Source organism: Nocardia gamkensis NBRC 108242, assembly GCF_001612985.1.
Taxonomy (GTDB): Bacteria; Actinomycetota; Actinomycetes; order Mycobacteriales; family Mycobacteriaceae; genus Nocardia; species Nocardia gamkensis.
Genome location: NZ_BDBM01000041.1, coordinates 47,792 through 70,638, shown reverse-complemented (window position 1 = coordinate 70,638; position 22,847 = coordinate 47,792). Strand labels below are relative to the sequence as shown.

Annotated in this window: 19 protein-coding genes; 10 read left to right on the top strand and 9 right to left on the bottom strand. The window is 71.1% G+C overall.

Annotated elements, in window-relative coordinates; translation table 11 throughout:
* The 4 genes from mobA to NG1_RS26870 form a co-directional block, all read right to left on the bottom strand.
* A partial coding sequence (mobA, locus tag NG1_RS26885) for a molybdenum cofactor guanylyltransferase (RefSeq protein ID WP_157114254.1) occupies positions 1 to 751 on the bottom strand: 751 nt, incomplete at its 3' end.
* A gap of 82 nt (positions 752 to 833) precedes the next feature.
* A complete protein-coding gene (locus tag NG1_RS26880) occupies positions 834 to 1,589 on the bottom strand; it encodes a VOC family protein (RefSeq protein WP_062975335.1) in 756 nt (251 codons plus the stop codon).
* Positions 1,590 to 1,643: 54 nt separating this feature from the next.
* On the bottom strand, positions 1,644 to 1,955 hold the full coding sequence (locus tag NG1_RS26875) for an MGMT family protein (protein WP_040868972.1): 312 nt from the start codon (positions 1,953 to 1,955) through the stop codon (positions 1,644 to 1,646).
* Positions 1,956 to 1,959: 4 nt separating this feature from the next.
* A complete protein-coding gene (locus NG1_RS26870) occupies positions 1,960 to 2,736 on the bottom strand; it encodes an alpha/beta fold hydrolase (protein WP_062975334.1) in 777 nt (258 codons plus the stop codon).
* 72 nt (positions 2,737 to 2,808) lie between these two features.
* Here NG1_RS26870 and NG1_RS26865 point away from each other — a divergent pair, with 72 nt between their 5' ends.
* Both NG1_RS26865 and NG1_RS38555 read left to right on the top strand, forming a co-directional pair.
* Positions 2,809 to 6,240 (top strand): ATP-dependent helicase, encoded by a 3,432-nt coding sequence (locus tag NG1_RS26865; RefSeq protein WP_062975358.1) that lies wholly within the window; start codon positions 2,809 to 2,811, stop codon positions 6,238 to 6,240.
* 43 nt (positions 6,241 to 6,283) lie between these two features.
* Positions 6,284 to 10,957 (top strand): UvrD-helicase domain-containing protein, encoded by a 4,674-nt coding sequence (locus NG1_RS38555; RefSeq protein ID WP_084499212.1) that lies wholly within the window; start codon positions 6,284 to 6,286, stop codon positions 10,955 to 10,957.
* On the opposite strand, the gene NG1_RS37010 is transcribed toward NG1_RS38555, so the two are convergent.
* On the bottom strand, positions 10,914 to 11,081 hold the full coding sequence (locus tag NG1_RS37010) for a hypothetical protein (protein WP_157114252.1): 168 nt from the start codon (positions 11,079 to 11,081) through the stop codon (positions 10,914 to 10,916). The two genes, NG1_RS38555 and NG1_RS37010, sit on opposite strands and share 44 nt — an antisense overlap.
* A gap of 190 nt (positions 11,082 to 11,271) precedes the next feature.
* On the opposite strand from NG1_RS37010, the gene NG1_RS26855 reads away from it, so the two are divergent.
* Complete coding sequence (locus NG1_RS26855; RefSeq protein WP_062975332.1) at positions 11,272 to 12,327, top strand: potassium channel family protein; 1,056 nt, start codon at positions 11,272 to 11,274, stop codon at positions 12,325 to 12,327.
* 45 nt (positions 12,328 to 12,372) lie between these two features.
* Positions 12,373 to 13,278 (top strand): NAD(+) diphosphatase, encoded by a 906-nt coding sequence (gene nudC / locus NG1_RS26850; RefSeq protein WP_062975328.1) that lies wholly within the window; start codon positions 12,373 to 12,375, stop codon positions 13,276 to 13,278.
* Positions 13,279 to 13,319: 41 nt separating this feature from the next.
* Here nudC and NG1_RS26845 read toward each other — a convergent pair whose 3' ends face one another.
* Positions 13,320 to 13,550, bottom strand: a complete 231-nt coding sequence (locus NG1_RS26845; protein ID WP_085994930.1) for a mycoredoxin — start codon at positions 13,548 to 13,550, stop codon at positions 13,320 to 13,322.
* A 117-nt stretch (positions 13,551 to 13,667) separates the two neighbouring features.
* Here NG1_RS26845 and NG1_RS26840 point away from each other — a divergent pair, with 117 nt between their 5' ends.
* The 6 genes from NG1_RS26840 (at position 13,668) to NG1_RS26820 (ending at position 18,538) form a co-directional block, all read left to right on the top strand.
* A complete protein-coding gene (locus NG1_RS26840) occupies positions 13,668 to 14,090 on the top strand; it encodes an SRPBCC family protein (RefSeq protein WP_062975326.1) in 423 nt (140 codons plus the stop codon).
* A gap of 107 nt (positions 14,091 to 14,197) precedes the next feature.
* Positions 14,198 to 14,677, top strand: coding sequence for an EVE domain-containing protein (locus NG1_RS26835; protein ID WP_084499211.1), 480 nt, complete (start codon positions 14,198 to 14,200; stop codon positions 14,675 to 14,677).
* Positions 14,678 to 14,686: 9 nt separating this feature from the next.
* Positions 14,687 to 15,151, top strand: a complete 465-nt coding sequence (locus NG1_RS26830) for a MarR family winged helix-turn-helix transcriptional regulator (protein WP_062975323.1) — start codon at positions 14,687 to 14,689, stop codon at positions 15,149 to 15,151.
* A gap of 331 nt (positions 15,152 to 15,482) precedes the next feature.
* The gene (locus NG1_RS26825; RefSeq protein ID WP_062975320.1) at positions 15,483 to 17,630 is read left to right on the top strand and encodes an ATP-dependent DNA helicase UvrD2; all 2,148 of its coding nucleotides are present in this window, start codon (positions 15,483 to 15,485) and stop codon (positions 17,628 to 17,630) included.
* A gap of 110 nt (positions 17,631 to 17,740) precedes the next feature.
* Positions 17,741 to 18,079, top strand: coding sequence for a hypothetical protein (locus NG1_RS37005; protein ID WP_157114251.1), 339 nt, complete (start codon positions 17,741 to 17,743; stop codon positions 18,077 to 18,079).
* 135 nt (positions 18,080 to 18,214) lie between these two features.
* A complete protein-coding gene (locus NG1_RS26820) occupies positions 18,215 to 18,538 on the top strand; it encodes a WhiB family transcriptional regulator (protein WP_157114250.1) in 324 nt (107 codons plus the stop codon).
* 436 nt (positions 18,539 to 18,974) lie between these two features.
* Here the strand turns inward: NG1_RS26820 and NG1_RS26815 are convergent, their stop codons facing one another.
* From NG1_RS26815 to NG1_RS26805, 3 genes are all read right to left on the bottom strand, one after another.
* Positions 18,975 to 20,318: an ABC1 kinase family protein gene (locus NG1_RS26815; protein ID WP_062975317.1), complete on the bottom strand. Its 1,344-nt coding sequence runs from the start codon at positions 20,316 to 20,318 to the stop codon at positions 18,975 to 18,977.
* 48 nt (positions 20,319 to 20,366) lie between these two features.
* Positions 20,367 to 21,242 (bottom strand): hypothetical protein, encoded by an 876-nt coding sequence (locus NG1_RS26810; RefSeq protein ID WP_062975308.1) that lies wholly within the window; start codon positions 21,240 to 21,242, stop codon positions 20,367 to 20,369.
* Positions 21,243 to 21,327: 85 nt separating this feature from the next.
* Entirely contained in the window at positions 21,328 to 22,740 is a 1,413-nt protein-coding gene (locus NG1_RS26805; protein WP_062975306.1) for a zinc-dependent metalloprotease, read from the bottom strand.
* Positions 22,741 to 22,847: the final 107 nt, after the last annotated feature.

Sequence of the window (22,847 nt, the reverse complement as noted above, 5' to 3'; positions counted from 1 at the left end):
CCGCGTAGCCGTCCATCGCCGAGACGTCGAAGCGGGGCAGCGGCCCGGCCGCCGTCAGCGGGCCCGCGAGCGCCGCCCCGAGCACCGAATGCAGATCGGCCTCGTATGTGGTGAGCCGGGACAGGTCGCGGCGCAGAACGTTTCGTGCCTCGTCCAGGTCGAGCGGCGGTTGCCGCCGTGGTGCGTCGACCGCCGCCCTGGCCTGCCGTACCTGCTCGTCGGTGTCGCAGTCGCCGACGCCGGAGAGCGGGATGATCGCGGCGGCGGCGGGCACCAGGGCTTTCATCGGCTGGTTGATCAGCGCGTCGAGCCCGTCCAGCGCGGCGGTCAGCGCGGAGCGCCGCCACACCCCGATCAGATACTGCGGACGCCCCGACTCGTCGGCGGCGAACACCGCGTCCGCGCCGGATTCGGTGGCGTGCCGGATGAGCTCGGCGATCGCCCACGGCGACAGGAACGGCAGGTCGGCGGCCAGCACCACCACCAGCGGGGCGGCGGAGCCGAGGGCGCGCAGCCCCGTGTCGATCGCAGGCACCGGACCCGACCCGGGCGGTACCTCGCGCACCTGGATGATCTCCGGCGCCAGCTCGGGCCGATGCGGTCCGACGACCACCGTGTGCGCGCACGAGGCGACGGCGGCGAGCGCCACCTCGAGCATGGAACGGCCGCCGATGACGATGGACGGTTTGTCCACGCCGCCCATCCGGCTGGCCCGGCCGCCCGCGAGCACGATCGCGTCGGCGGCGATCACACGCCACGACCTCGAGCTAGGTACACCATGGCGGCCATGCTAATTCGTCACCGCCGGGAAGCCCGGGAGCGGACGGCCCGGATCAGGCGTTCGACCAGAACCGAGCCGGGGGCAGCAGCCGGAACTCGTTGAGTTCGGGGTCGGCGAGCACGAGGTCGGTGTCCCGGACGGCCACCGGCGCGCCCCGGTCGATCGTCGTGGCGCCCGCCGCGTGCAGCCGGGCGACCTCCGCGGCCCGGTCGTCGGCCGGAAACGAGGTGAGATCCAGGCGCAGCCTGGTGCGGCCGGACCCCGCGTCGGGGGTGCGCACGAACTCCAGCCAGGAGCCGAGCCCGGTCGGTGAACGCAGCCCGGTGAGCCGCTCGCCGCGGTGCGTGGACGGCCAGCCCGTGGCGGCCGACCAGAACTCGGCGAGGCGTCGCGGGTCGCGCGTGTCGACCACGATCGCCGCGACGGACCCGGTGTCCACGTACTCCTCCCTCGGTTCGAGCACGCAGAACTCGTTGCCCTCCGGGTCGGCGAGCACGGCCCACGGCACCGCGCCTTGGCCGATGTCGACCGATCGCGCACCCAATGCCAGCGCCCGGTCCACCTGGGTGCGCTGGTGGTCCAGCGAGCGGGTGGCCAGATCGAGATGCAGGCGGTTCTTGCCGACCTTGGCCCGCATCGCGGGCAGGAAGGTGAGCGCCAGCTCGGCACCGTCGGCGTCGGGGGCCGCGACGTTCACTTCGTCGGGGCGGTCGAGGGTCACGCTCCATCCGAGCAGTTCGGCCCAGAAGTCCGCGACCGGACGCGGCCGGTCGGCATCGAAGGCGACGCATGCCAGGCGGGTGGGCATGAATCAACGGTACTGTCCGCCATTCGGGCACGGAGGCATTTCGGAAAGCGGTGCTCAGTCGCGCGGGAGATCGGGCAGCGGGAAACGCGCGGCGCGCAGGTCGACGCGTCCGTCGTGGATCGGCACGCCCTCCGCGGCGAGCAGGCGCAGCTGACGGTGGGCCAGGTGTGCGGCGGGCTTGCCGCTCGCCCCGAGCACGCGGTGCCAGGGCAGGTCGGCCGAGTCGGTGCGCATGATCCAGCCCACCGTGCGCGGCGTGGACAGACCGGCGGCCGCCGCGATGTCGCCGTAGGTGGCGACCCGTCCGGGCGGGATCGCCGCCACCAGCGCGCGCACCTGCTCCACCTGGGCGTCGGTGGTCGGCATCGGCTCAGAGCACCGAGCGCACGAGTTCGCCGGTCTGTGCGGGATACGCCTGGGCGACCATGTGATCGCAGTTCCATTCGAGCACGGTCAGGCGGGCGCCCATGTGCTCGGTGAGCGCCGCGCGGAACTCCGGTGTGACGAACGGCGGGTGCACCTTCATCGCCTGCACCAGCACGGTGGGCAGGTCGGCGGGCGGCAGCACCCAGTGGCGGGCCAGCTGGCCCCAGTAGGAGTTGACGGCGGGCAGGCTCATCCGCCAGCCGAAGCGCCCGTCGGCGGTGGGCATCAGGTGTTCGTCGAGTTCGGCTTCCAGCAACCGCGGCTCGACGTCGCCCCAGCCGGTGTCCAATTTGTCCTGGCGCGCGTGCTCGACACTGTCGTAGTCGGCCGAGACGAGGGTGGACAGCGCGATCTCGTTGAGCCATTCCGGTTCCAGTGCGATGGCCGGATCGAGCAGCACCAGCTTGCGCACCAGTTCGGGATGCCGATGCGCCAGGTGCAGCGCGCACGCGCCGCCGAAGGAGTGCGCGACCACCACCACCGGGCCGTCCGCCTCGGCGGTGACCAATCCGACCAGATCCTCGACGATGGTCTCGAAGTTCCACGGCGGCAGCGAGGTCGAGCGACCGTGTCCGCGCAGGTCGGGCGCGAGCACCCGGACATCGGGCAGATGCCGGGTGGCCAGGTCTTCCCAGCGTTTGCCGTGGCCGGTCACGCCGTGCAGGGCCAGCACCACCGGTCCCGTCGTCGGACCGAACCGATGGACATTCAAAACAGACACCGGTCCATTTTGACCTGCGCCGCAGTCGCGCGCACCGGCGGTCGGGCGGAGGCGTGTACCGGCGTGTCGGTCGTGTCTGTTGCAATAGCCCGCGTGGTGCGATCGGATGGCGCGGTGCGACTGGTTCGCCGGACAGTGGTGGCGCCCCGGCCGCGAGACTGGGGCGCCGACGTTCGCGCGCTGCTGGACGCCGCCGCCGAGGCCGGTCCGGCGCGTCCGGGGTGGCGGCCCTGGCAGGTACTCGGCGGACCGGGCACGGGCAAGACCGCCCTGCTGGTCGATCTCGCCGCCGAGCGCATCGCCGCCGGAGCCGATCCCGGATCGGTCCTGGTGCTGACCCATTCGAAACAGGCGGCGGGCGCCGTGCGCGACGCCATCACCACGCGGTTGAGCGGACCCGAACCCGGCGCGGAGGGCGGTGTGCCCGGCGCCACACGAGAACCCTTGGTGCGCACGCTGCACTCGTATGCCTTCTCCGTGCTGCGCAGGCACGCGCTGGCGCACGGCAACCCGCCGCCGCGTCTGCTCACCGGCGCCGAACAGGACGCCGTGGTGCGCGAGATGCTGCGCGGCGATCTGGCCGACATTGCCGACGGCGCGAGCGGATTGTGGCCGGAGCGGCTGCGGCCCGCGCTCGCGCTCGGCGGGTTCGCCGAGCAATTGCGCGATCTCATGCTCCGGGCCACCGAACGCGGCCTCGGACCGGAAGACCTGGTGCGGCTCGGCCGCGAGCACGCCAAACCCGAATGGGTGGCGGCGGGCAGGTTCGCCATCCGCTACGAGCAGACGATGCTGCTGCGCTGGTCGGTCGGCGTCGAGGCGCCGGAGGCGACCGCGCCCGCGCTCGACGCCGCCGAACTGGTCGGCGCGGCGCTCGACGCGCTGGCCGCCGACCCGAATCTGCTTGCCGCCGAACGCGCCAGGATCGGATACCTGCTGGTCGACGACGCGCAGCACCTGGACCCGCAGGCGGCCGTCCTGGTCAGGGCGATCGGGCACAGCGCGCGGACCACGGTGATCGCAGGCGATCCCGATCAGGCCGTCTTCACCTTCCGCGGCGCGGACGCGCGGTTCGTCGCCGAACTCGACGTGCCGCCCGAGCGGCGCATCGTGCTGCGCGACAGTCATCGCTGCGGCGGTCAGGTGGAGTTGGCGGTGGCGCGGATCGCCGCACGTCTGCCGGGCAGTGCGCCGCAGCGCATTCCGGTGCCCGAAGGCACCCGACCGCGGGAGGACGGCACCGAGGTGCGGGTCCGGGTGCTGGCCACTCCCGCGAAGGAGGCCGCGCTCATCGCCGACCACTTGCGCCGGGCGCATCTCACCGGCGGAGTGCCGTGGTCGCGGATGGCGGTGATCGTGCGTTCGGTGCCGCTGTCGCTGGCGCCGCTGCGCCGCGCCCTGCTCGCCGCGGGCGTGCCCGTGCAGCAACCCGCACTGGACACACCGCTGGCGCGCAGGCGCGGCGCGGCCTGGATGCTGCTGTCGCTGCGTGCGATCCTGGCGGGCGAGGCGGCCGAGCGGGGCGCGGAACCGGCATTCGAACCGGAGGACGCCCTCGATTTGCTGTCCGGCCCGCTGGGCGGCGCCGACCAGATCGCCTTGCGCAGGCTGCGGAGGGGCATCCGGCGCGCCGCGCTGGAATCCGTGCGCGCCGGGGCGAAAACCCCGGACACGGCCGACGACCCGCCGCCGGACCGCGACACGGACATCGACCGCCCCTCCGCGCAGGTGCTGCGCGACCTGTTGATCGGGACCGGCGATCCGGCGATCCTGAACCGGCTCACCGAGGTCGAGGCCGCGCCGCTGCGCCGGGTCCTGGACGCGCTGCGCCGGGCACGGAAGGCGCGCGGGCGTAGCGCGAGCCTGGAGGACGTGCTGTGGGCACTGTGGACCGGTTCCCGGCTGGAACGGCGCTGGGTGGCCCAGTCGGAGCGCGGCGGCGCGGTCGGCATGCAAGCCGATCGCGATCTGGACGCCGCGGTCGGGTTGTTCGACGCGGCCGCCGCCTACGTCGACCGGTTGCCGCGCGCGAGCATCGAAGGGTTCGTCGAATACCTGTCCCAACAGGAGATTCCGCAGGACGCGGCGCCGCGAACGGCACCGGGTGAGGCGGTGGCGCTGCTGAGCGCGCACGCCGCCGCCGGACGGGAATGGGATGTGGTCGCCGTCGCCGCGGTCCAGGAGGGGATCTGGCCCAACCCGCGCGCCCGCGGCACCCTGCTGCACACCGAGGACCTGGTCGATCTCACCGCCGGGGTGTCCGACGCGGGGGAACGGGTGAGCCGCGTGGCGCCGATCCTCGCCGAGGAACGCAGGCTGCTGCTCGTCGCGTGCAGCCGGGCCCGGCGCTCGCTGCTGGTCACCGCCGTGGAATCGGTCGCGGGCGAACGCGATCTGGTGCCCTCGCGCTTCCTCGCCGAACTGCTCGGACACGACGACGACGGCGAGCCCGGTGCGCTGCCGGTGGTCGATCCCGGCCGCGCCCTGGTGATGCACTCCCTGGTCGCCGAATTGCGCGGCGTGGTCTGCGATCCCGAGGCCGATCCGGAGCGCAGGCGCCGCGCCGCGCATCAGCTCGCGCGGCTGGCGGACGCGGGCGTGCGGGGCACCCACCCCGAGGACTGGTATGGCACCGCCGAGCTCAGCTCGCGGCGACCGCTGTGGACCGACGACGACGGCGCGGTGGCGCTGTCGCCCTCGACCGTCGAATTGCTGCGCACCTGCCCGCTGCGCTGGGCGCTGGAACGCAACGGCGGCACCGACGGCGACAACCCGCACGCCGTCAAGGGCAACCTGGTGCACACGCTGGTGCAGGCGCTCGCGGGCAAGGTACCCCCGGACCAGGTGCGCGAGGCGCTGGATCGCGCTTGGCAGGCGGTGGATCCCGGGACCGGTTGGCATTCCCGGCAAGAGCTGCGCCGCACCGAGGCGATGCTGGAGACCTTCTCGGCCTGGGTGCGCAACACCCGCGGCGAACTCACCCAGGCCGGCGTCGAGGTGCCGGTGGACTGCGTGTTGCCCGCGCGCACGGAAGAGGAACGCGCGGTGCGGATCCGAGGCCGCGTCGACCGGCTGGAGCGCGACGCGCAGGGACGATTCGTGATCGTCGATGTGAAGACCGGCAAGTCGCCCGTCACCAAGCAGGCCGCCGTCGATCACGCGCAGCTGGCGACCTATCAGGTGGCGGCCGCCATGGGCGCTCTCGACACACCGGCGGAACCCGGCTCCGCCGATACGGACACCGAGGCCGGTCCGTCCGGCGAACCCGGTGGGGCCCGGCTGGTGTACGTCGCGAAGCCGAGCAAGGCGGAGGGCGCTACCCAGCGCATGCAGCCCCCGTTGGACGCCGAGGCGCTCGAGCACTGGCGGGACACCATTCACCAGGCCGCCGCCTCCACGCAGGGCCCCGGCTACCTCGCCATGCGCAACGACGGATGCCGCCACTGCGCGGTGGCGGGCAGCTGCCCCGTGCAGGACAGCGGGAGGCAGGTGACCGACGAGTGAGCGCGCCCTCGGCCTCGCCGCGGCCGGTCGCCGGGGCGCTGCCGTGACCGGCCGGGTGACGCCGCATCAGCTGGCGCAGGCGCTGGGCCTACCGCCGCCGACCGACGAACAGGCCGCCGTGATCGCCGCGCCGCCGGGCCCGACCCTGGTGGTCGCGGGCGCGGGCGCGGGCAAGACCGAGACCATGGCCGCCCGCGTGGTGTGGATGGTCGCGAACGGCCTCGTCCTGCCCGACGAAGTGCTCGGGCTGACGTTCACCCGCAAAGCCGCTCAGCAGCTGACCGCCCGCATCCGGACCCGGCTGGCCCGGCTGGCCGGCGCGCCGCTGCTGCGCGAACTCGACCCGAGCGGCCGGCTGCGTGCCCAGCTGACCGGCGCGGAACCGGAGATCAGCACCTACCACTCGTACGCGGGCAGGTTGCTCACCGAACACGGCCTGCTGCTTCCGGTGGAACCCTCGGCGGCCCTGCTCACCGAGACCCAGCTCTGGCAGCTCGCCCACCAGGTGGTCCGTACCTGGGACGGCGACCTGGAGACCGAACGCACCCCCGTGTCGGTCACCGAGGCGGTGCTCGCGCTGTCCGGACAACTCGCCGAGCATCTGGTCGAGCCGGAGGAATTGGCCGAGGCGCACACCGAACTGGCCAAGCTGGTGCACACACTGCCCGCCGGTCCGCGTCAGCGGGGCGGCCCGAGCCAAACGCTGCTCAACATCGTGCAGGTACAGCGGGAACGGGTCGCGCTGCTGCCGCTGGTGCAACAGCTGAGCGAGGCGTTGCGCCGCCGCGGCGCACTCGATTTCGGCGCGCAGATGTCCCTGGCGGCGCGCTTGGCCGCCGAGCACCCCGAGGTCGCCGCCGCCGAACGCGCCCGGTTCCGGCTGGTGCTGCTCGACGAATACCAGGACACCGGCCACGCCCAGCGCGTCCTGCTCGCCGCCCTGTTCGGCGGTGCGCCGGAGGGCGCGTCGGACCGGACATCGAATGTGTCGGGCGGAAGCGCTTCCCAGGGCGAGCCCGGCGGTTCCGGCGGAGAATGGGACGCGCTGGGCGGAGGCGCTTCCGCGCGGGAGCCGTACGGCTTCGGCGGAAGCCCGGATGTGTCGGGCGGAAGCGCTTCCGCGGGGGAGCCGGACGGCTTCGGTGCAGAGCCGGATCTGATGAGTGGAGGCGCTTTCGAGGGGCAGCCGCAAGGCGGCGATCGAGGCCTGGGTAGGTCGACCGGAAGCGCCTCCGTGCGCGACGGTGCGCAGGAGATGCGTCTCGAGCCATCTACGGGGCAACCGGGGGCGTCGGTGGACGATGCTCGCGATGCGGCCGCCGACCGGCTCGCACAGGGTAGCCGTGCCCCGCAGTCCCGCATGGGGAAGCGCGATCCGGACCAGATGCTGGACAACGGGTCTTCGCAGGCCGTCGACGCCCCTCCCGGCGACGCAGCGCGGGGCATGCGGCGCGTCGACACAGGGGGAGCAGGGCAACCGCGGTTCGCCGGAGCGCACGACCCGCACGCGCCGGCAGAGCGGCGCGATCAGCGCTCGCAACCGCACGACGCGCAACGTCTTGCCGTGACCGCTGTGGGCGACCCGATGCAGTCGATCTACGGCTGGCGTGGCGCCTCGGCGGCGAATCTGCCCCGGTTCGCCACCGACTTCCCCACTGCGCCGGGCGTTCCCGCGCCCACGCTGGCGTTGCTGACCAGCTGGCGCAATCCGCCGGAGGCGCTGGCGCTGGCGAACTCGGTCGCGGAACCGTTGCGGCGCAAGGCGATCGAGGGCGGCGGAGTGACGGTCGACGCGTTGCGTGCCAAGCCCGAAGCCGGGCCGGGTGTGGTGGCGCTCGCGTCGACCGACACCGTCGCCGCCGAACGTGACTGGGTGGCCGAGCGGATCGCGGCGGAGTGGGCCGCCCGGCGCGCCGCGCAGCAGCCCCCGCCCACGTCGGCGGTACTGGTGCGGCGCAACGCCGACGCCGCGCCGCTCGCGGAAGCGCTTCGCGCGCAAGGACTCCCGGTGGAGATCGTCGGACTCGGCGGATTGCTCGCCACGCCGGAGGTCGCCGACATCGTCGCCACCCTGCGGTTGATCGCCGAACCCGGCTCGGGCAGCGCCGCCATGCGCGTGCTGACCGGTGCGCGCTGGCGCATCGGAGTCGCCGACATCGCCGCGCTCAACCGCCGCGCCAGGGACCTGTCCATCCGGCGTCCCGGTTCGCAGGGCCCGGCCGAGATCGCCGACGGCGCCGCGCTGGACGAGGCGTTGCGCGAAGTGGCGCCCGAACCCGCCGAACAGGCCGGGCTGGCCGACGCGATCGCCGACCCCGGCCCGCCGGACCAGTACTCCTCCGCCGGGTTCGCCCGCATCGAGGCGCTGGGCCGGGAGCTGTCCGCGTTGCGCGAACGCAGCGGTCAGCCCCTGGCGGAATTGGTCGCCGACGTCGAGCGCACCATCGGCGTCGGGGTGGAGACCCAGACCCGACGAGCCATGGCGGGTACCGGGGCCGGACGCGAGCATCTGGACGCGTTCGCCGAAGTGGTGGCCGGGTACGCCGCGGACACCGGCGCCTCGCTCGGTGGACTGCTCGCGTTCCTCGCCGCCGCGGAGGAGGTCGAGAACGGTCTGGAGCCGGGCGAGGTCGAGGTCGCCAAGGACCGCGTGCAGGTACTGACCGTGCATGCGGCGAAGGGCCTGGAATGGGAGATCGTCGCGGTCCCGCACGTGGTGGAGGGCGTGTTCCCGTCCAAAGTCGGTTCCGGTACGTGGCTGGGCGCGCTGGCGGAACTGCCGACGTCGCTGCGGGGTGACCGTCAGCAGGACGACGCGGCCGAGGGCGTGCCCGTACTCGATCTCACCGACCTGTACGACCGCGCGGACCTCGACCGCGCGATCAAAGCGCACAAGGAGGCGCTGGAACGCCGCCGGATCGATGAGGAACGCCGCCTGTTCTACGTCGCGCTCACCAGAACCGAACGCGTCCTGCTGGTTTCGGCCCATCACTGGGCGGAGACCGGCAGCTCCCCGAAAGGCCCCTCGGACTTCCTGCTGGAACTGAAACGCGCGCACGAGGACCCGCGAAGCCCGGCCCACGACGTCTTGACGATCGACCGCTGGGACGACCCGCCGGCCGCCGACGCCGTCAACCCCTTCACCGACAACCCGGCGACCGCCGAGTGGCCACGAGACCCGCTCAGCACCCGCCGCGACCCCATCGAACAGGGCGCCGCGCTGGTCCGCGCCGCGCTGGCCGAGCTGCGTGCCCGTCCCGCCGACGCCGGGCGCCACGGCCCGGACGCGTCTGGCGCTGCCCCGGACCGCGGCGCCGGTCCGGGGCGTGCCGATCCAGGTGCGGATCCTGCCGGCGTCGAGCGCCATGGTCCAGACGTGCGTCGGACCGCCCCGAACCGCGACTCTGCATTCGGCGATGTCGACTCGCGTGCCCATCATGCCGATGCCGATGCCGATGCCGATGCTGGGCACTGCGGCCTGGACGTCCCGGGGGCTGTCCCGGATGGTGGCGCGGGCCCCGGTCGCGCCGACTCACATGCCCGTCCTGCCGATGCCGGGCAAGGTGACCCGGATTCGTCCGAGACCTCGCCTGGCCGTGCCGTAGGTTCCGGTCGTGCCGATGCCGCCGATGCCGGGCTCAGCGACCCGGACGCACCGGGCATCGTCTCAGACCGCAGCGCCGGACCCGACCGTGCCGAGATGGCGCCCCCGCCGCCGGACGAGCCGGATCTCATGTTCGAACCGGACTACTACCCGCCCGACAACGAGTACCCGCCGGACGAGTTCGCGGATGACTTCGAAGTCGTCGCAACCGAATACGCCGACCCCTACGCGGACATCGAACCCTATTTCGGCACGGCGCCGGACCCGGTGGAGGAGTACCTGTCGGCAGGCGAACCGGCATTCGCCGCGACCGGTTTCGCTCCGCCCCCGCCGGAGGACCGGTTCCGGCCCGAGCACACCCAGCCCGCGCCGGTCCCCGGCGATCCCGAAGGCTGGGCCGCCGACGTCGACGCCCTGCTTGCCGAACACCGGGCCGCCGCGGTTGCCGCCGAGGAGGTCGAGCTACCCGGTCAGATCGCGGCGACCGCCCTGGTCGAGCTGCGCGCCGACCCGGCGAGACTCGCCGCCCGCCTGCGTCGCCCGTTGCCCTACCCGCCGAATCCGCTGGCCCGCCGCGGCACCGCATTCCACGCCTGGGTGCAGCGGTGGTTCGGCTCCACTCGTCTGCTCGGTCTGGACGAACTGCCCGGTGCGGCCGACAGCGGCGCGGCCGACGCGGGGCTGGACGCGGAGCTGACCGCGATGCAGGAGGCGTTCCTGAACTCGCGGTGGGCCGATCGGAGCCCGATCGAGGTGGAGATTCCGTTCGAGACGTCGATCGCGGGCACCGTGATCCGCGGCCGGATGGACGCGGTGTTCGCCGAACCGGGCGGCCGCTGGACCGTGGTCGACTGGAAGACCGGCGCCGAGCCCAGCGCCGCCGAGGAAGCGGCGGTCGCCATGCAGCTGGCCGTCTATCGCCTGGCGTGGGCGCGGCTGATGGCCGCGCGGGAGGGACGGCCCGAGCACGAGATGCTGGACCGGATCGGCGCCGCGTTCCACTACGTGCGTACCGGTCGCACCATCGCGCCGGTGAACCTGGCCGGTCCGGAGGAACTGGCCGAGTTGATCAGGAACGTCGCGCCCGCCGGCTCACCGCCAGCGCCTGAGTGATGAGCGGAACCTGCAACGGCAGCCGCAGCGCCGAGCCGATCTCGACCAGCCGCGGAGCCTTCTCGCCGGCCAGCATGTCCGCGGTGAACTGCACGTTGGCCCGGATGGACAACATCTGAGCCACGCACACCAAATCCGGAGTTCGAATGTCAACGTGCCCCGCACACCTCGACTCCCGGTTTCGAGCGAAGCGAGACCGAACACGCCGCGACGAAGTCGCGGCCGAACAAACACAGTAGGCTCCCCTGCTGTGCCGGAGGGACGAGGAATACCGGGGATGACCGACGCTGGCGACGAGATGACGGGTGTGTCCGGTGTTCGGTGAGCGAGCGCGCGGACTGGGATTGGCCAGCCGCCCGGATTTCGCCTTGGTCGGCGTGTTGCGCATCCCGGAAGTGCAGACCAGTCCGTGGATTTCGCTGACCAGGCGGGTGCTGTTCGCGACCGGGCTGCTCTTCCTGGCCGCGCTGGTGGTGTACATCGGGCGCGACGGCTACCACGACAACTCGGCCAACGAACTGTCGTTCCTGGACGCGTTCTACTACGCGACGGTGTCACTGTCGACCACCGGATACGGCGATATCCACCCGGTGACGCCCGAGGCGCGGCTGGCGAACATCATCATCATCACGCCGCTGCGCATCCTGTTCCTGATCGTCCTGGTCGGAACCACACTCAGCGTGCTGACCGAACGTTCCCGGCAGGCTTTCAAGATTCAGCGATGGAGGCACACCGTGCGCAATCACACCGTGGTCGTCGGATACGGCACCAAGGGGAGGACCGCGATCGACGCCATGCTCGGTGACGGGGTGCAGCCCGCCGACATCGTCGTGGTCGACACCGACGTCATCGCTTTGGAGGCGGCCGCGAACGCCGGGCTGGTCACCGTGCACGGCTCGGCCACCCAGTCAGACGTGCTGCGGCTGGCCGGTGCGCAGAACGCCGAGTCGGTGGTGGTCGCCACCAATCGGGACGACACGGCCGTGCTGGTCACTCTGACCGCGCGGGAGCTGAACAAGGCCGCCAAGATCGTGGTGTCGATCCGGGAGGCGGAGAACACCCATCTGGTGCGGCAGTCCGGCGCGAACTCGGTGGTGGTGTCCTCGGAGACCGCGGGCCGGTTGCTCGGTATCGCGACGACCACCCCGACCGTCGTGGAGATGATGGAAGATCTGCTCACTCCGGAGGAGGGCTTCGCCGTCGCGGAGCGTGAGGTGGAGTCGTCCGAGATCGGCGGTTCGCCACGGCATCTCAGCGATATCGTCCTCGGCGTGGTGCGCAACGGGGTGCTGTACCGGGTAGGTGAGCCGGAAGTGGACGCGGTCGAGGCGGGCGACAAACTCCTGTACATCCGCCGGGCGGGCAAGTGACCCCGGCGGGGCCGGGTGGTAGCTCGGGCGCGATAGTCTCGAACCGTGCCGGCATTTCAGCTCAATGGTGTTCCCTTGCTCTCCCGTACCGTCATCGATCGTGCCGAGCAGATCCGAGGTGATGCCCAGGCTCTGAAGGAGGGCTGGGCCACCGCCAAGCTGCTGCGGGTCAACCGTCGCGGGCAGGTGCGCTTCGAGGGGAACGTTCTGGTCCTCGACGCGGCCCTCGAGTTGTCCGCCGAACCCAGTCCGGCCGCGGTGTTCCTCGGCGTCGAAGACGGCATTCATCTGTGGGCCGTGCGCGATCCGGAACTGGAGGGCACGCTGACCGATCTGCGCGCGCTGGCCGGCGGCACCGTCGACGACCGCACCGCCGGGCTGCTGTCCACCGCGATCGCGCTGCTGAACTGGCACGACAAGGCCGGGTTCCACGGCGCGGACGGCACGGTGACCATGTCGTCGAAGGCCGGATGGTCGCGCGTCACCGAGAGCGGTTACGAGGAGTTCCCGCGGATCGATCCGGCGGTGATCTGCCTGATTCACGACGGCGGCGACCGGGTGCTGCTGGCGCGCCAGAGCAGCTGGCCGAAATCGCTGTTCTCGCTGCTGGCGGGGTTCGTCGAGGCGGGTGAGTCGCTGGAACGCTGCGTGGAGCGCGAGATGCGGGAGGAAGTCGGTCTCGACGTGCGCGAGATCAGCTACCTGGGCAGCCAGCCGTGGCCGTTTCCGCGCTCACTGATGCTCGGCTTCGCCGCGGTCGCCGATCCCGCGCAGCCGCTGGTCTTCTCCGATGGCGAAATCGCCGAAGCCGACTGGTTCACCCGCGCGCAGGTGCGGGAAGCTCTGGCGGTGGGCGACTGGTCGCAGCGGGACGAAGGTACCCGGCTGCTGCTGCCCGGCTCGATCTCGATCGCGCGCACCATAGTCGAATCCTGGGCCGCGATCGACTGACGCACCCGCGCGGGCCGATGCGACCCGCGCGTGGCGGCGGATCAGGACAGACCGGCGAGGACCTGCTTGACGGCGGCCAGCGACGGGTTCGTCGCGGTGGAGCCGTCGGCGAACTTCACGGTGGGCACCACGTGGTTGCCCCCGTTCACGCTGCCGACGAACTCTGCCGACGCAGGATCTTGCTCGATGTCGATCTCGACGTAGGTGATGCCCGCCTCCTCCAGCTGCTTCTTGAGCCTGCGGCAGTAGCCGCACCAGGTGGTCGAGTACATCGTCAGAGTGGGGTTCGCGTCAGTCACGGACACTGCAACGCCGGACGGCTGCCCGCTGTTCCAACTCGAACTTCTTCTCGCCTTGTGCCGCATTTAGTATGCGCGCATACTAAATGCATGACGCTCATCGCCACCGCGCACGCCTGCTCGAGTGCCCCGCCCACCGCCTTCTTCGCCCGCTGGGCCGACATGGCGACCTGGCCGGAATGGAACACCGACACCGAGTGGGCTCGGCTGGACGGACCGTTCGCCGAGGGCTCGACCGGGACGTTGCGACCGAAAGGCGGTCCGAAGGTCCGGTTCGTGATCGAGCGCCTGACCGACCGCGAGTTCGTCGATGTGTCGAAGTTGCCGGGTGCGCGGCTCACCTTCGCCCATGAAGTCGCCGCCGTCGACGGCCGCACCACGATCACGGTGACGGTCTCGATCGACGGACCGCTGCGGCTGCTGTGGACGAAGATCCTCGGCGCGGGGCTGGCGAGATCCGTGCAGCCCGACTTGGACGCGCTGGTCGCCGTCGCGGAGGGGATCGCGGCGTGAGCGGCCGCACCCTCGGCGGACGCCCGCCGCCCGGGCGGATCTGTCGTGGTGAGCGAGCGTCGGCCGAAGTACCCACCGAGATCCACACGCACGGAAGGAGCACCGACATGAGTGCCCAGTCATCGAGGAGTGGCGTCGACCGCGGAACGGTCACCGGGTCGTCCACCAGATATTGGCTGGCGGTCGTGTCCCGGGAACACGTCCGGCGCGGTGTCGAAATCGGCATAGCGCAGGCCAACCACGGCAAGCGCACGGCGGTGGAACGCATGCGGCCGGGCGACGGGCTGATCTACTACTCGCCGCGCGAGGGCATGCGCACCGGAGCGCCGGTGCGTTCGTTCACCGCGATCGGCACCATCGACGACCGCCCGGCCTGGCAGGCCGACCCCCAGGACGGCGGCTGCTTCCAGCCGTGGCGCCGTTCGGTCAGCTACCGAGCCGGGGCGCGGGAGACCCCGATCGAGGAGTTGCGCGCCGATCTGGAATTCACCAGCGTGCCGAACTGGGGGATGGTCCTGCGCCGCGGCCTGATAGAACTCAGCCCGCACGACTACGCGCTGATCGCGCGGGCGATGACCGAGGAGTGAGGGAGGCCGATGCACGAGGCGGAGGATGGCAGGCTGCGCTCCAGATTCCGCACGGCCGAGGAAAGCCACGGCCTGCTGCTGTGGCAGGTGACCAATCGCTGGCAGGCCGCGCAGCGGGCGGCACTCGCCCCGTTCGATCTGACCCATGTGCAGTTCGTGCTGCTCGCCTCGCTGACCTACCTCGCCGCCGGTCGCGCGGACCCGGTTCGACAGCGTGACCTGGCCGAATACGCCGCGACCGACCCGATGATGACCTCCCAGGTGGTGCGCACGCTGGCGCAGAAGGGCCTGCTGGAACGCCGCGACCACCCGAGCGATCGCCGGGCGAAGGCCCTGGTCGCCACCGAAGCCGGGGTGGCACTGGTCAACCGGGCCATCGTCGCGGTCGAGGCGTGCGACGAGGAGTACTTCGCCCCGCTCGGTGCATCGGGCGGCGCTTTTCTCCGGTCCTTACAGCTATTGCGCGACCGCTGATAGGTGGGAGGCTGTCCACCCGCTCTGCGCCCGTCTGCGAATCGTGGGGTTACCACGCGTGTGGACAAGCGGCATCCCCTGGACCTTCCGCGCAGGTGCGTGGAACACGGCGCCGCACTCGCCTCGAAACCCGGCACGTCGGCAGTGATGTGGAGGGCCGAGTTCGATGTGTCGGTGATGTCGATGGGTCGCGGTTCTCAGCTGCGTCGCCGACATCAGGATGTGTCGGATGACGTCGACAGCGGTCGGGCCGCGTCGCTGCGGTTGTCCGTGATGACGTCGGCGCAGGCTCGGGTCGACGCCCGCACGGTGGGTGTCGGTGGGCGCTGTCATGATGGACCGCGTGCCCGCTCTCGACCTCGCAGACCTCGATCCCGAGCAGGCCGCCGCCGTGCGCGCGCCGCGCGGCCCGGTGTGCGTGCTCGCGGGCGCGGGGACCGGCAAGACCAGGACCATCACCTATCGCATCGCGCATCTGATCGCGCAGGGCCATGTCAAGGCCGATCAGGTGCTCGCGGTCACGTTCACCGCGCGGGCGGCGGGGGAGTTGCGCACCCGGCTGCGCGCGCTCGGCCTCGGCGGCGAAGCGAGCCAGGTGCAGGCGCGCACGTTCCACGCGGCGGCGTTGCGGCAGCTGAAGTATTTCTGGCCGCAGATCGTCGGTGACGTGCCGTGGCGACTGATCGATGCCAAGTTCCCGATCGTCGCGCAGGCGGCGCAGCGAGCCGGGCTCTCCACGGCCACCGACAGCGTCCGCGACCTGCTGAGCGAAATCGAGTGGGCGAAGGGCTCGCTCATCGCGCCGGAGGATTACGTGGCGGCGGTCGCGAAACAGCGGCGCGAGACGCCCTACGATGCGCTGCGGGTCGCCGATGTCTACGCGGGTTACGAGAAACTCAAGGCGACGCCGGACGGCCTGCTGCTGGACTTCGACGACCTGCTGCTGCACACGGCGGCGGCGCTGGAGGACTATCCGGCGGTGGCCGACGAATTCCGCGGCCGCTACCGCAGCTTCGTGGTGGACGAGTACCAGGACGTCACGCCGTTGCAACAGCGCGTGCTCGACGCGTGGCTCGGCGACCGCGACGACCTGACCGTCGTCGGGGACGCGAACCAGACGATCTATTCGTTCACCGGCGCCACGCCGAGCTACCTACTGGACTTCTCCCGTCGCTTTCCCGATGCCACCGTCGTCCGCCTGGAACGCGACTATCGCTCGACTCCGCAGGTGGTGTCGCTGGCCAATCGGGTGATCGGCTCGGCGCGCGGGCGCATCGCGGGCACCAGGCTGCAATTGATCGGCCAGCGCGCCGACGGACCCGAGCCGGTGTTCGCCGAATACGACGACGCGCCCGCGGAGGCCGCGGCGGTGGCGGCGGCGATCGGCAGGCTGATCGAGGCGGGCACACCGGCCGCCGAGATCGCCGTGCTCTACCGGATCAACGCCCAGTCCGAGAGCTACGAGCAGGCGCTCACCGAGCGCGGAATTCCCTACCAGGTGCGCGGCGGCGAGGGGTTCTTCGCGCGGGCGGAGGTCAGGCAGGCCGTGCAGGCGCTGCGGCAGGCCGCGGCGCGCGAGGATCTGCCCGACCAGGCGCGCAGTGGCAATGCGCTGGTCTCGCTGGTGCGCGCGGTGCTCGCCCCGCTCGGGCTCACCGCCACCGAGCCCGCGGGCGCGCAGGCTCGGGAACGCTGGTCCTCGCTGATCGCCTTGGTGCGCCTTACCGAGGAACTGATCGGCCACGACGAGCGGCTCGACCTGACCGGCCTGCTGCGCGAACTCGCGACCCGCGCCGAGGCCAGGCACCCACCCACGGTGCAGGGGGTAACGCTGGCCTCCTTGCACGCCGCCAAGGGCCTGGAGTGGGATGCCGTGTTCCTCGTCGGCTTGTCCGACGGCACCATGCCGATCGCGCACGTCCTCGCCGACGACGGCTCGGTCGCCGACGAGGCGGCGCTCGAGGAGGAGCGGCGGCTGCTCTACGTCGGCGTCACCAGGGCGCGCGAACATCTGCGGCTGTCCTGGGCGCTGGCCAGGAACGAGGGCGGTAGGCGCTCCAGGCGGCGTTCGCGATTCCTCAACGGCCTCGTCCCCGACGATTCGCCCGCCTCGCGTATCGCGGCCCCGCCGTCGGCGTCGAGCGGCGTCCGCCCGACCTGCCGGGTCTGCGCGAAACCGTTGATCGGCACCTACGCCACCATGCTCGGCCGCTGCCGTCGCTGCCCGGCCGAACTGGACGCGGAATTGCTTGCGGCACTGCGGGACTGGCGTGCGGAGAAGGCGGAGGCGCTGCGGGTCCGCGAATTCGTCGTATTCACCGACACCACACTCACCGCGATCGCCGAACAACTGCCCGCCGACGACGCCGCGCTGGCCGCGATCGCGGGCATCGGTGCGAAGAAGATCGACCAGTTCGGGGCCGACGTGCTCGCGATCGTCGCGTCCCGGCTTCGATCCATATCACAAAACCGCAGGTAGAAAATAGGTTGTCGCGCTCGAAGATCTTGCCTATGGTGTTTTTACGCACCGGGAGGGCATCTCGGCGCGCACAGTTAGCGACACAACGAGTACAGGAGGGAGGCGGAGCAGTGGACAACATCATGAACCTCGGCGCCAGTGGCGTTGCGGTCTATGCGCCCATGGCGGCCTCCCGGGGGATCCTCGCCTTGCAGGGGATCGGTGTGTCCGGAATCGGTGCGTTCGGCACGTCGTGCAAGCAAGTGAATTCCGTTGCGATGCATACGTCTATCCGTACCGAGATCCAGGGCAAGCCCAGCGCGGGCTGGCACCCGGCGGCTGCCGAGGCAGCAGTCGGTGTCTTCGCGGCTGAAGCCGGCTTCGAGCCGGCGGATCCGCGGGCAGCACGCCTCCGCACCGCACACCCAGCGATCGTGTTCAGGACTCGACACAGATGTCGACCTAGGTAGGGAACTCCTCCCCGACCTCCTGGCCACGGATCGCCCGACAGCGAAACCGTGGCCAGTATTCTCCGGCCCTTCAGCCGACCGGCACCGGTTTCGCCACAACAAACGAACCGCTGCAACGAGCTGAAGGAGAACGACGTGTTCACCGCACAGGGTTGGCCGCAGGCCACTACTGACGTGACATGCCGAACCGTGGCGTCGACTACCCGGACCAAGGAGATCACCAAGGTCCTGCCCTGCCGTGCTGGAGACCCGGACCTCTGGTTCGCCGAGAGCCCGGTCCAGTTGGAGCAGGCCAAGGCGCTGTGCGCGACCTGCCCGATCCGCAAGGGCTGCCTGAGCGCCGCCATGGATCGTCGTGAGCCGTGGGGTGTTTGGGGCGGCGAGATCTTCGACCAGGGTGTCGTGATCGCCCGCAAGCGTCCCCGCGGTCGTCCGCGCAAGGTCGCGGTCCCGGCATGAGCCGGGGAGTGATTTCCCTCCCTCCGGTCGATGTGCTCGATTCCGTCGGTCCCGACACGGACCGAGCCAACGAACGAGAAAGCAGACCAGCCGCCCACCGGACGACGGTGGGCGGCTGGCCTGCTGTGTTCGATTTGCAGCGCCTGCGGCGCTGCGTGTTCGCGGCCCTGGGGAGTCTCGCGTCCGAGCGACCGAGACTCGCGACTTCGTCGCATGCGCTTCGGTCACTCGGACGCGAGACGGGCCGCGAACGGTGCTCGTAAGACTCGCACCTCGGCGGGTTGGCAGAGTGCGATGGTCGGGCATCTGTGGTTGGGCGGAATAGTGCTGGAGGCTCGCGGCTCGGCGGGTTGGCGGAAGGGCGATGGTCGGGCATCTGTGGTTGGGCGGGACAGTGCTGGAGGCTCGCGGCTCGACCGAGTCGGGTGGGTGGAATTCAGGAGGCCGTGCGCTCCTCGCTGAAGCCGGGCATCCAGGTTCGGACGAGTTCCATGAACGGCAGCTCGGCGTCGAGTTGGGCCAGGATGCCGACGGAGCCGCCGAGCACGCGGAAGATCATCACGTATTCCGCCGGAAGTTGCAGTGCCCGTGCTGTTTTCATTTCCGGACTGGCGAACTCCGACGCCTTGCCCGCCACCCGCTGCATCCACCTGCGGGTGAAGTGGAACGAGTCGGTCTGGATCGGGTCGGTGAACGGCCGCAGATAGTCGGCGATCTCCTGGTGGGTGACCACCCGGCCGGGGATCACCCAGCCGTGGTCGTACAGCAGTTCGGTGAGTTCGGCGAAGCGCTCCTCGACCGCGAGGGCCAGCATGCGGCCCAGCACCGCGGGGAAGCCGTCCGGCATCGGTGCGCACGCGCCGAAATCGATGACCGCGAGCTTGCCATCGGGCAGCATCATGAAATTACCGGGGTGCGGGTCGGCGTGCAGGAGTCCGACGACCTCCGGGGAGGAGAAGTGGAACCGGCCCATCAGCCCCGCCACGCGATTGCGCAGCGCGCGGGTACCCGCCGGATCCTCGGCGCCCTGCTTGATGATCGTCGAGACGGCGACGCCGTCCAGCCACTCGGTGACGATCACCTTCGGCGCGCTGGCCACCACCTTGGGCACCACGATCTCGGCGTGCCCTTCGAAGGCCTTGGCGAAGGCGCGCTGGTTGGCGGCCTCGTTACGGTAGTCCAGCTCTTCCTCGGTGCGTTCGGTGATCTCGGCGAGGATCGGCTTGACGTCCGCACCGGGGATCACGGACGCGACCAGACCGGACATGCGGGACAGGGTTTTGAGATCCGCGCGCAGCGCCTCGTCGGCGCCGGGGTACTGCACCTTCACCGCCACGGTCCGCCCGTCCGACCACACCGCCCGGTGCACCTGCCCGATGCTGGCCGACGCGGCAGGGGTGTCGTCGAACTCACGGAAGCGGGTGCGCCACTGGGTGCCGAGCTGCTGGTCGAGCACCCGGTGAACGGTGGCGGCGGGCATCGGCGGCGCGGCGGCCTGCAGCTTGGTGAGCGCCTCCCGATAGTGCTCGCCGAACTCCTCCGGGACCGCGGCCTCCATCACGCTGAGCGCCTGCCCGAACTTCATCGCGCCGCCCTTGAGCTCGCCCAGCACCGTGAACAGCTGCTCGGCGGCGCGTTGGTTGAGCTGCGCGTTGATCTCGGACTTGTCGCCTCCGGCGAGCTTCTTGCCGAACCCCACGGCCGCCCGTCCGGCGATGCCGAGCGGAATCTTGGCCAACTTGGCGTTGCGGGACGAGCGACGGCGCACGATCTCAGACACGTACCCATCATGGCGGACGGACCGGCCGATCTGCCACGGCAATCTTGATCACGTCGGGGCTCCGGCCGCGAGGCCTGCGGAAACGCGCGCACACGCGCATGCGGGATGGCGGTCCCATCTGCGCCGATCGAGGACATGTGAATCGAGATCCAGTTCCAGAGTCGCGTCCAGGGTGGCCGGCGTGCGCCGCGCCGAGCAGGCGATGATCGCCTCCAGCTCGCCGAGGGCGACCGCCGTCGTCGCCGCGATGCCGGCGGGGGAGGCGTGTCCGATACGGCCGAGCAGCTGGGCCGCCAGGTGCGGCCAATCGGCGTCGTTCTGCGAGCGGATCAGGTCCGCGCAACGCAGGCAGCTGGTCACGCCGGGCAGCACCAAAGGCCCTATGACGCCCTTGTTGTCCCGGATGCGCATTTGCAGATGGGGAATGCGGTGCAGCACCAATTCGCTCACCAGCCGCGGATCGGGCATCAGCGCGTCGGCGAGTACGACGAGGTCCGCTCCCCAGGACCGCACCGTCGCCGGGCCCGACGGATAGTCCCGGGACCGGCTCGGCCGCACGCCCAGCGCGCGCAGCCCGGCCGAGACCGCGTCCGAGAGCGGACCGAGCCCGTGCACCCGCACCGCCCGCACCTGGACGGCTCGGTCCTGCGGATGGTCCAGCAGCCCGGCCTCGTCGACCAGCGTGAGCAATGCCACAGCCCGTTCGGCGTCTATGCCGCATTCTCCGGCTCGCCAGATGATCTGCGGCCTGGTGCGCAGACCGTCGAGCAGGCGGAGGAAAGTGAGCACCGTCTCGGCGTCCATGCCTTCCGGGCCGAGCACCACCGCGGTTTCCGGATCGCACCCGAGTTGGACGACACCGGTCGGGCGGACCAGCACGGTCACCCTCGGGCGCAATCGAGGACCACGACAAATCGCTGTCATGTCATCAGTATGCGGATCGCGGTGTGCGCGACTTGCTCCGAAATCCTCAGTTATCCACAGGATTTCGCTTCATCCACAAGGCGGCTCAGGCGGATTCGCCGCCCTCTTTGCCCAGGTCGGGCCCGGCGTCGTCATCCTTGTTCTCGCGCGCGGCCTGCTCGCGCGCCTCGGTTTCGGCCAGTTGCGCGAGCGGATCGTCGAACACGGCCGCGCCGCCGCCGATCACCGAGTCGATGAAGCCGGCGGGGGAGTCCAGATCGTCGGAGTCCGGCAGCAGGTCGGGGTGTGCCCAGACCTGGTCGCGCGCGGTCATGCCCGCATCGTTGGTGAGTCTGCGCCACAGCGCCGCTGCCTCGCGCAGCTTGCGCGGACGCAATTCCAGACCGACCAGCGTCGCGAAGGTCTGCTCCGCGGGCCCGCCGGTGGCGCGCCGCCTGCGCAGCGTCTCGGCCAGCGCGCCCGCGCCGGGCAACCGGTCGCCGACGGCTTCGGCGACCACTACCTGCACCCAGCCCTCGATGAGCGCCAGCAGTGTTTCCAGCCGTTCCAGCGCCTGCTTCTGCTCGGGGGTGGTCTGCGGCTCGAAGGTGCCCTGCGAGAGGATCTCCTCGAGCTTCGCGGGATCGGCCAGCGACATCGGGTCGATGTCCTGCGCGGCCTGCTCCAGCGCGGAGAAGTCCATCCGGATGCCGCGCGCGTAGTCCTCGACCGCGCCGAGCACCTGCTGGCGCAGCCACGGCACATGGGCGAACAGTCGCTGGTGGGCGGCTTCCCGGGCGGCGAGGAACACCAGGATCTCGCTCTCCGGCTGTTCCAGCCCCGCACTGAACTCCGAGATCGCCGCTGGCAGCAGCGCCGCGGTGCCGGTGGGTCCCAGCGGGAGTCCGATGTCGGTGGAGGTCAACACCTCTTTGGCGAGCTGGCCGAGCGCCTGGCCGAGCTGCGACCCGAAGGCCAAGCCGCCCATTTGGCCCAGCATGCCGACCATCGGCGCGGCGAACTGCTTGGCCTCCTCGGGCAGCGCCGAAGTCCACATTCCCGAGATCTGCTGGGCCACCGGGTCGCACAGGCGTTGCCAGGTGGGCAGGGTCTGCTCGATCCAGTCGTTGGCGGTCCACGCGACCGTCCTGGTGGCGCCCGCGGGCAGGGTGGTCGCGCTGTCGAGCCAGAGTTCGGCCAGATGCGCGGCGTCGGCCACCGCGCTCGCGGCGCCCGCGGAGACGGGGGCGATGGTCGAGCCGAGCTGCTGGCGGGCCAGCCGCTTGGCGACGTCGTAATTCACCGGCCCGGCCTGCGCCGAGCCGGGTTGCCCCATGCCGCTGAGCATCTGGCCGAGCGAGGTCAGCATCTGCCCGAGTTGCGCCGGGTCGAATCCGCCCGCGCCGGACCCGCCGATACCGAAACCGAGCGGGTCGTTCGGACCGGGACCGCCCGGCTCGTCACCGCGCTTACGATCGTCGTCGTCGCGGTTCGAGAATCCGAAGGGGAGGTCGTTCATGCCCTTCACGTTACGCGCGTAGCACAGCGTCCCGATGTTCGCGCGGCGCGAAACCGGGGGCGGCGCGCCCGGGGAAAATGACCGCCTCCGGCGCCTCGCGTCGCCTG

Excerpts from the sequence above, each read along its gene's own strand:
- NG1_RS26880 (WP_062975335.1), bottom strand. The coding sequence starts at position 1,589 with ATGCCCACCCGCCTGGCATGCGTCGCCTTCGATGCCGACCGGCCGCGT.
- NG1_RS26875 (WP_040868972.1), bottom strand. The coding sequence starts at position 1,955 with ATGCCGACCACCGACGCCCAGGTGGAGCAGGTGCGCGCGCTGGTGGCG.
- NG1_RS26845 (WP_085994930.1), bottom strand. The coding sequence starts at position 13,550 with ATGTACTCGACCACCTGGTGCGGCTACTGCCGCAGGCTCAAGAAGCAG.
- NG1_RS26840 (WP_062975326.1), top strand. The coding sequence starts at position 13,668 with ATGACGCTCATCGCCACCGCGCACGCCTGCTCGAGTGCCCCGCCCACC.
- NG1_RS26835 (WP_084499211.1), top strand. The coding sequence starts at position 14,198 with ATGAGTGCCCAGTCATCGAGGAGTGGCGTCGACCGCGGAACGGTCACC.
- NG1_RS26830 (WP_062975323.1), top strand. The coding sequence starts at position 14,687 with ATGCACGAGGCGGAGGATGGCAGGCTGCGCTCCAGATTCCGCACGGCC.
- NG1_RS26825 (WP_062975320.1), top strand. The coding sequence starts at position 15,483 with ATGATGGACCGCGTGCCCGCTCTCGACCTCGCAGACCTCGATCCCGAG.
- NG1_RS26810 (WP_062975308.1), bottom strand. The coding sequence starts at position 21,242 with ATGACAGCGATTTGTCGTGGTCCTCGATTGCGCCCGAGGGTGACCGTG.
- NG1_RS26805 (WP_062975306.1), bottom strand. The coding sequence starts at position 22,740 with ATGAACGACCTCCCCTTCGGATTCTCGAACCGCGACGACGACGATCGT.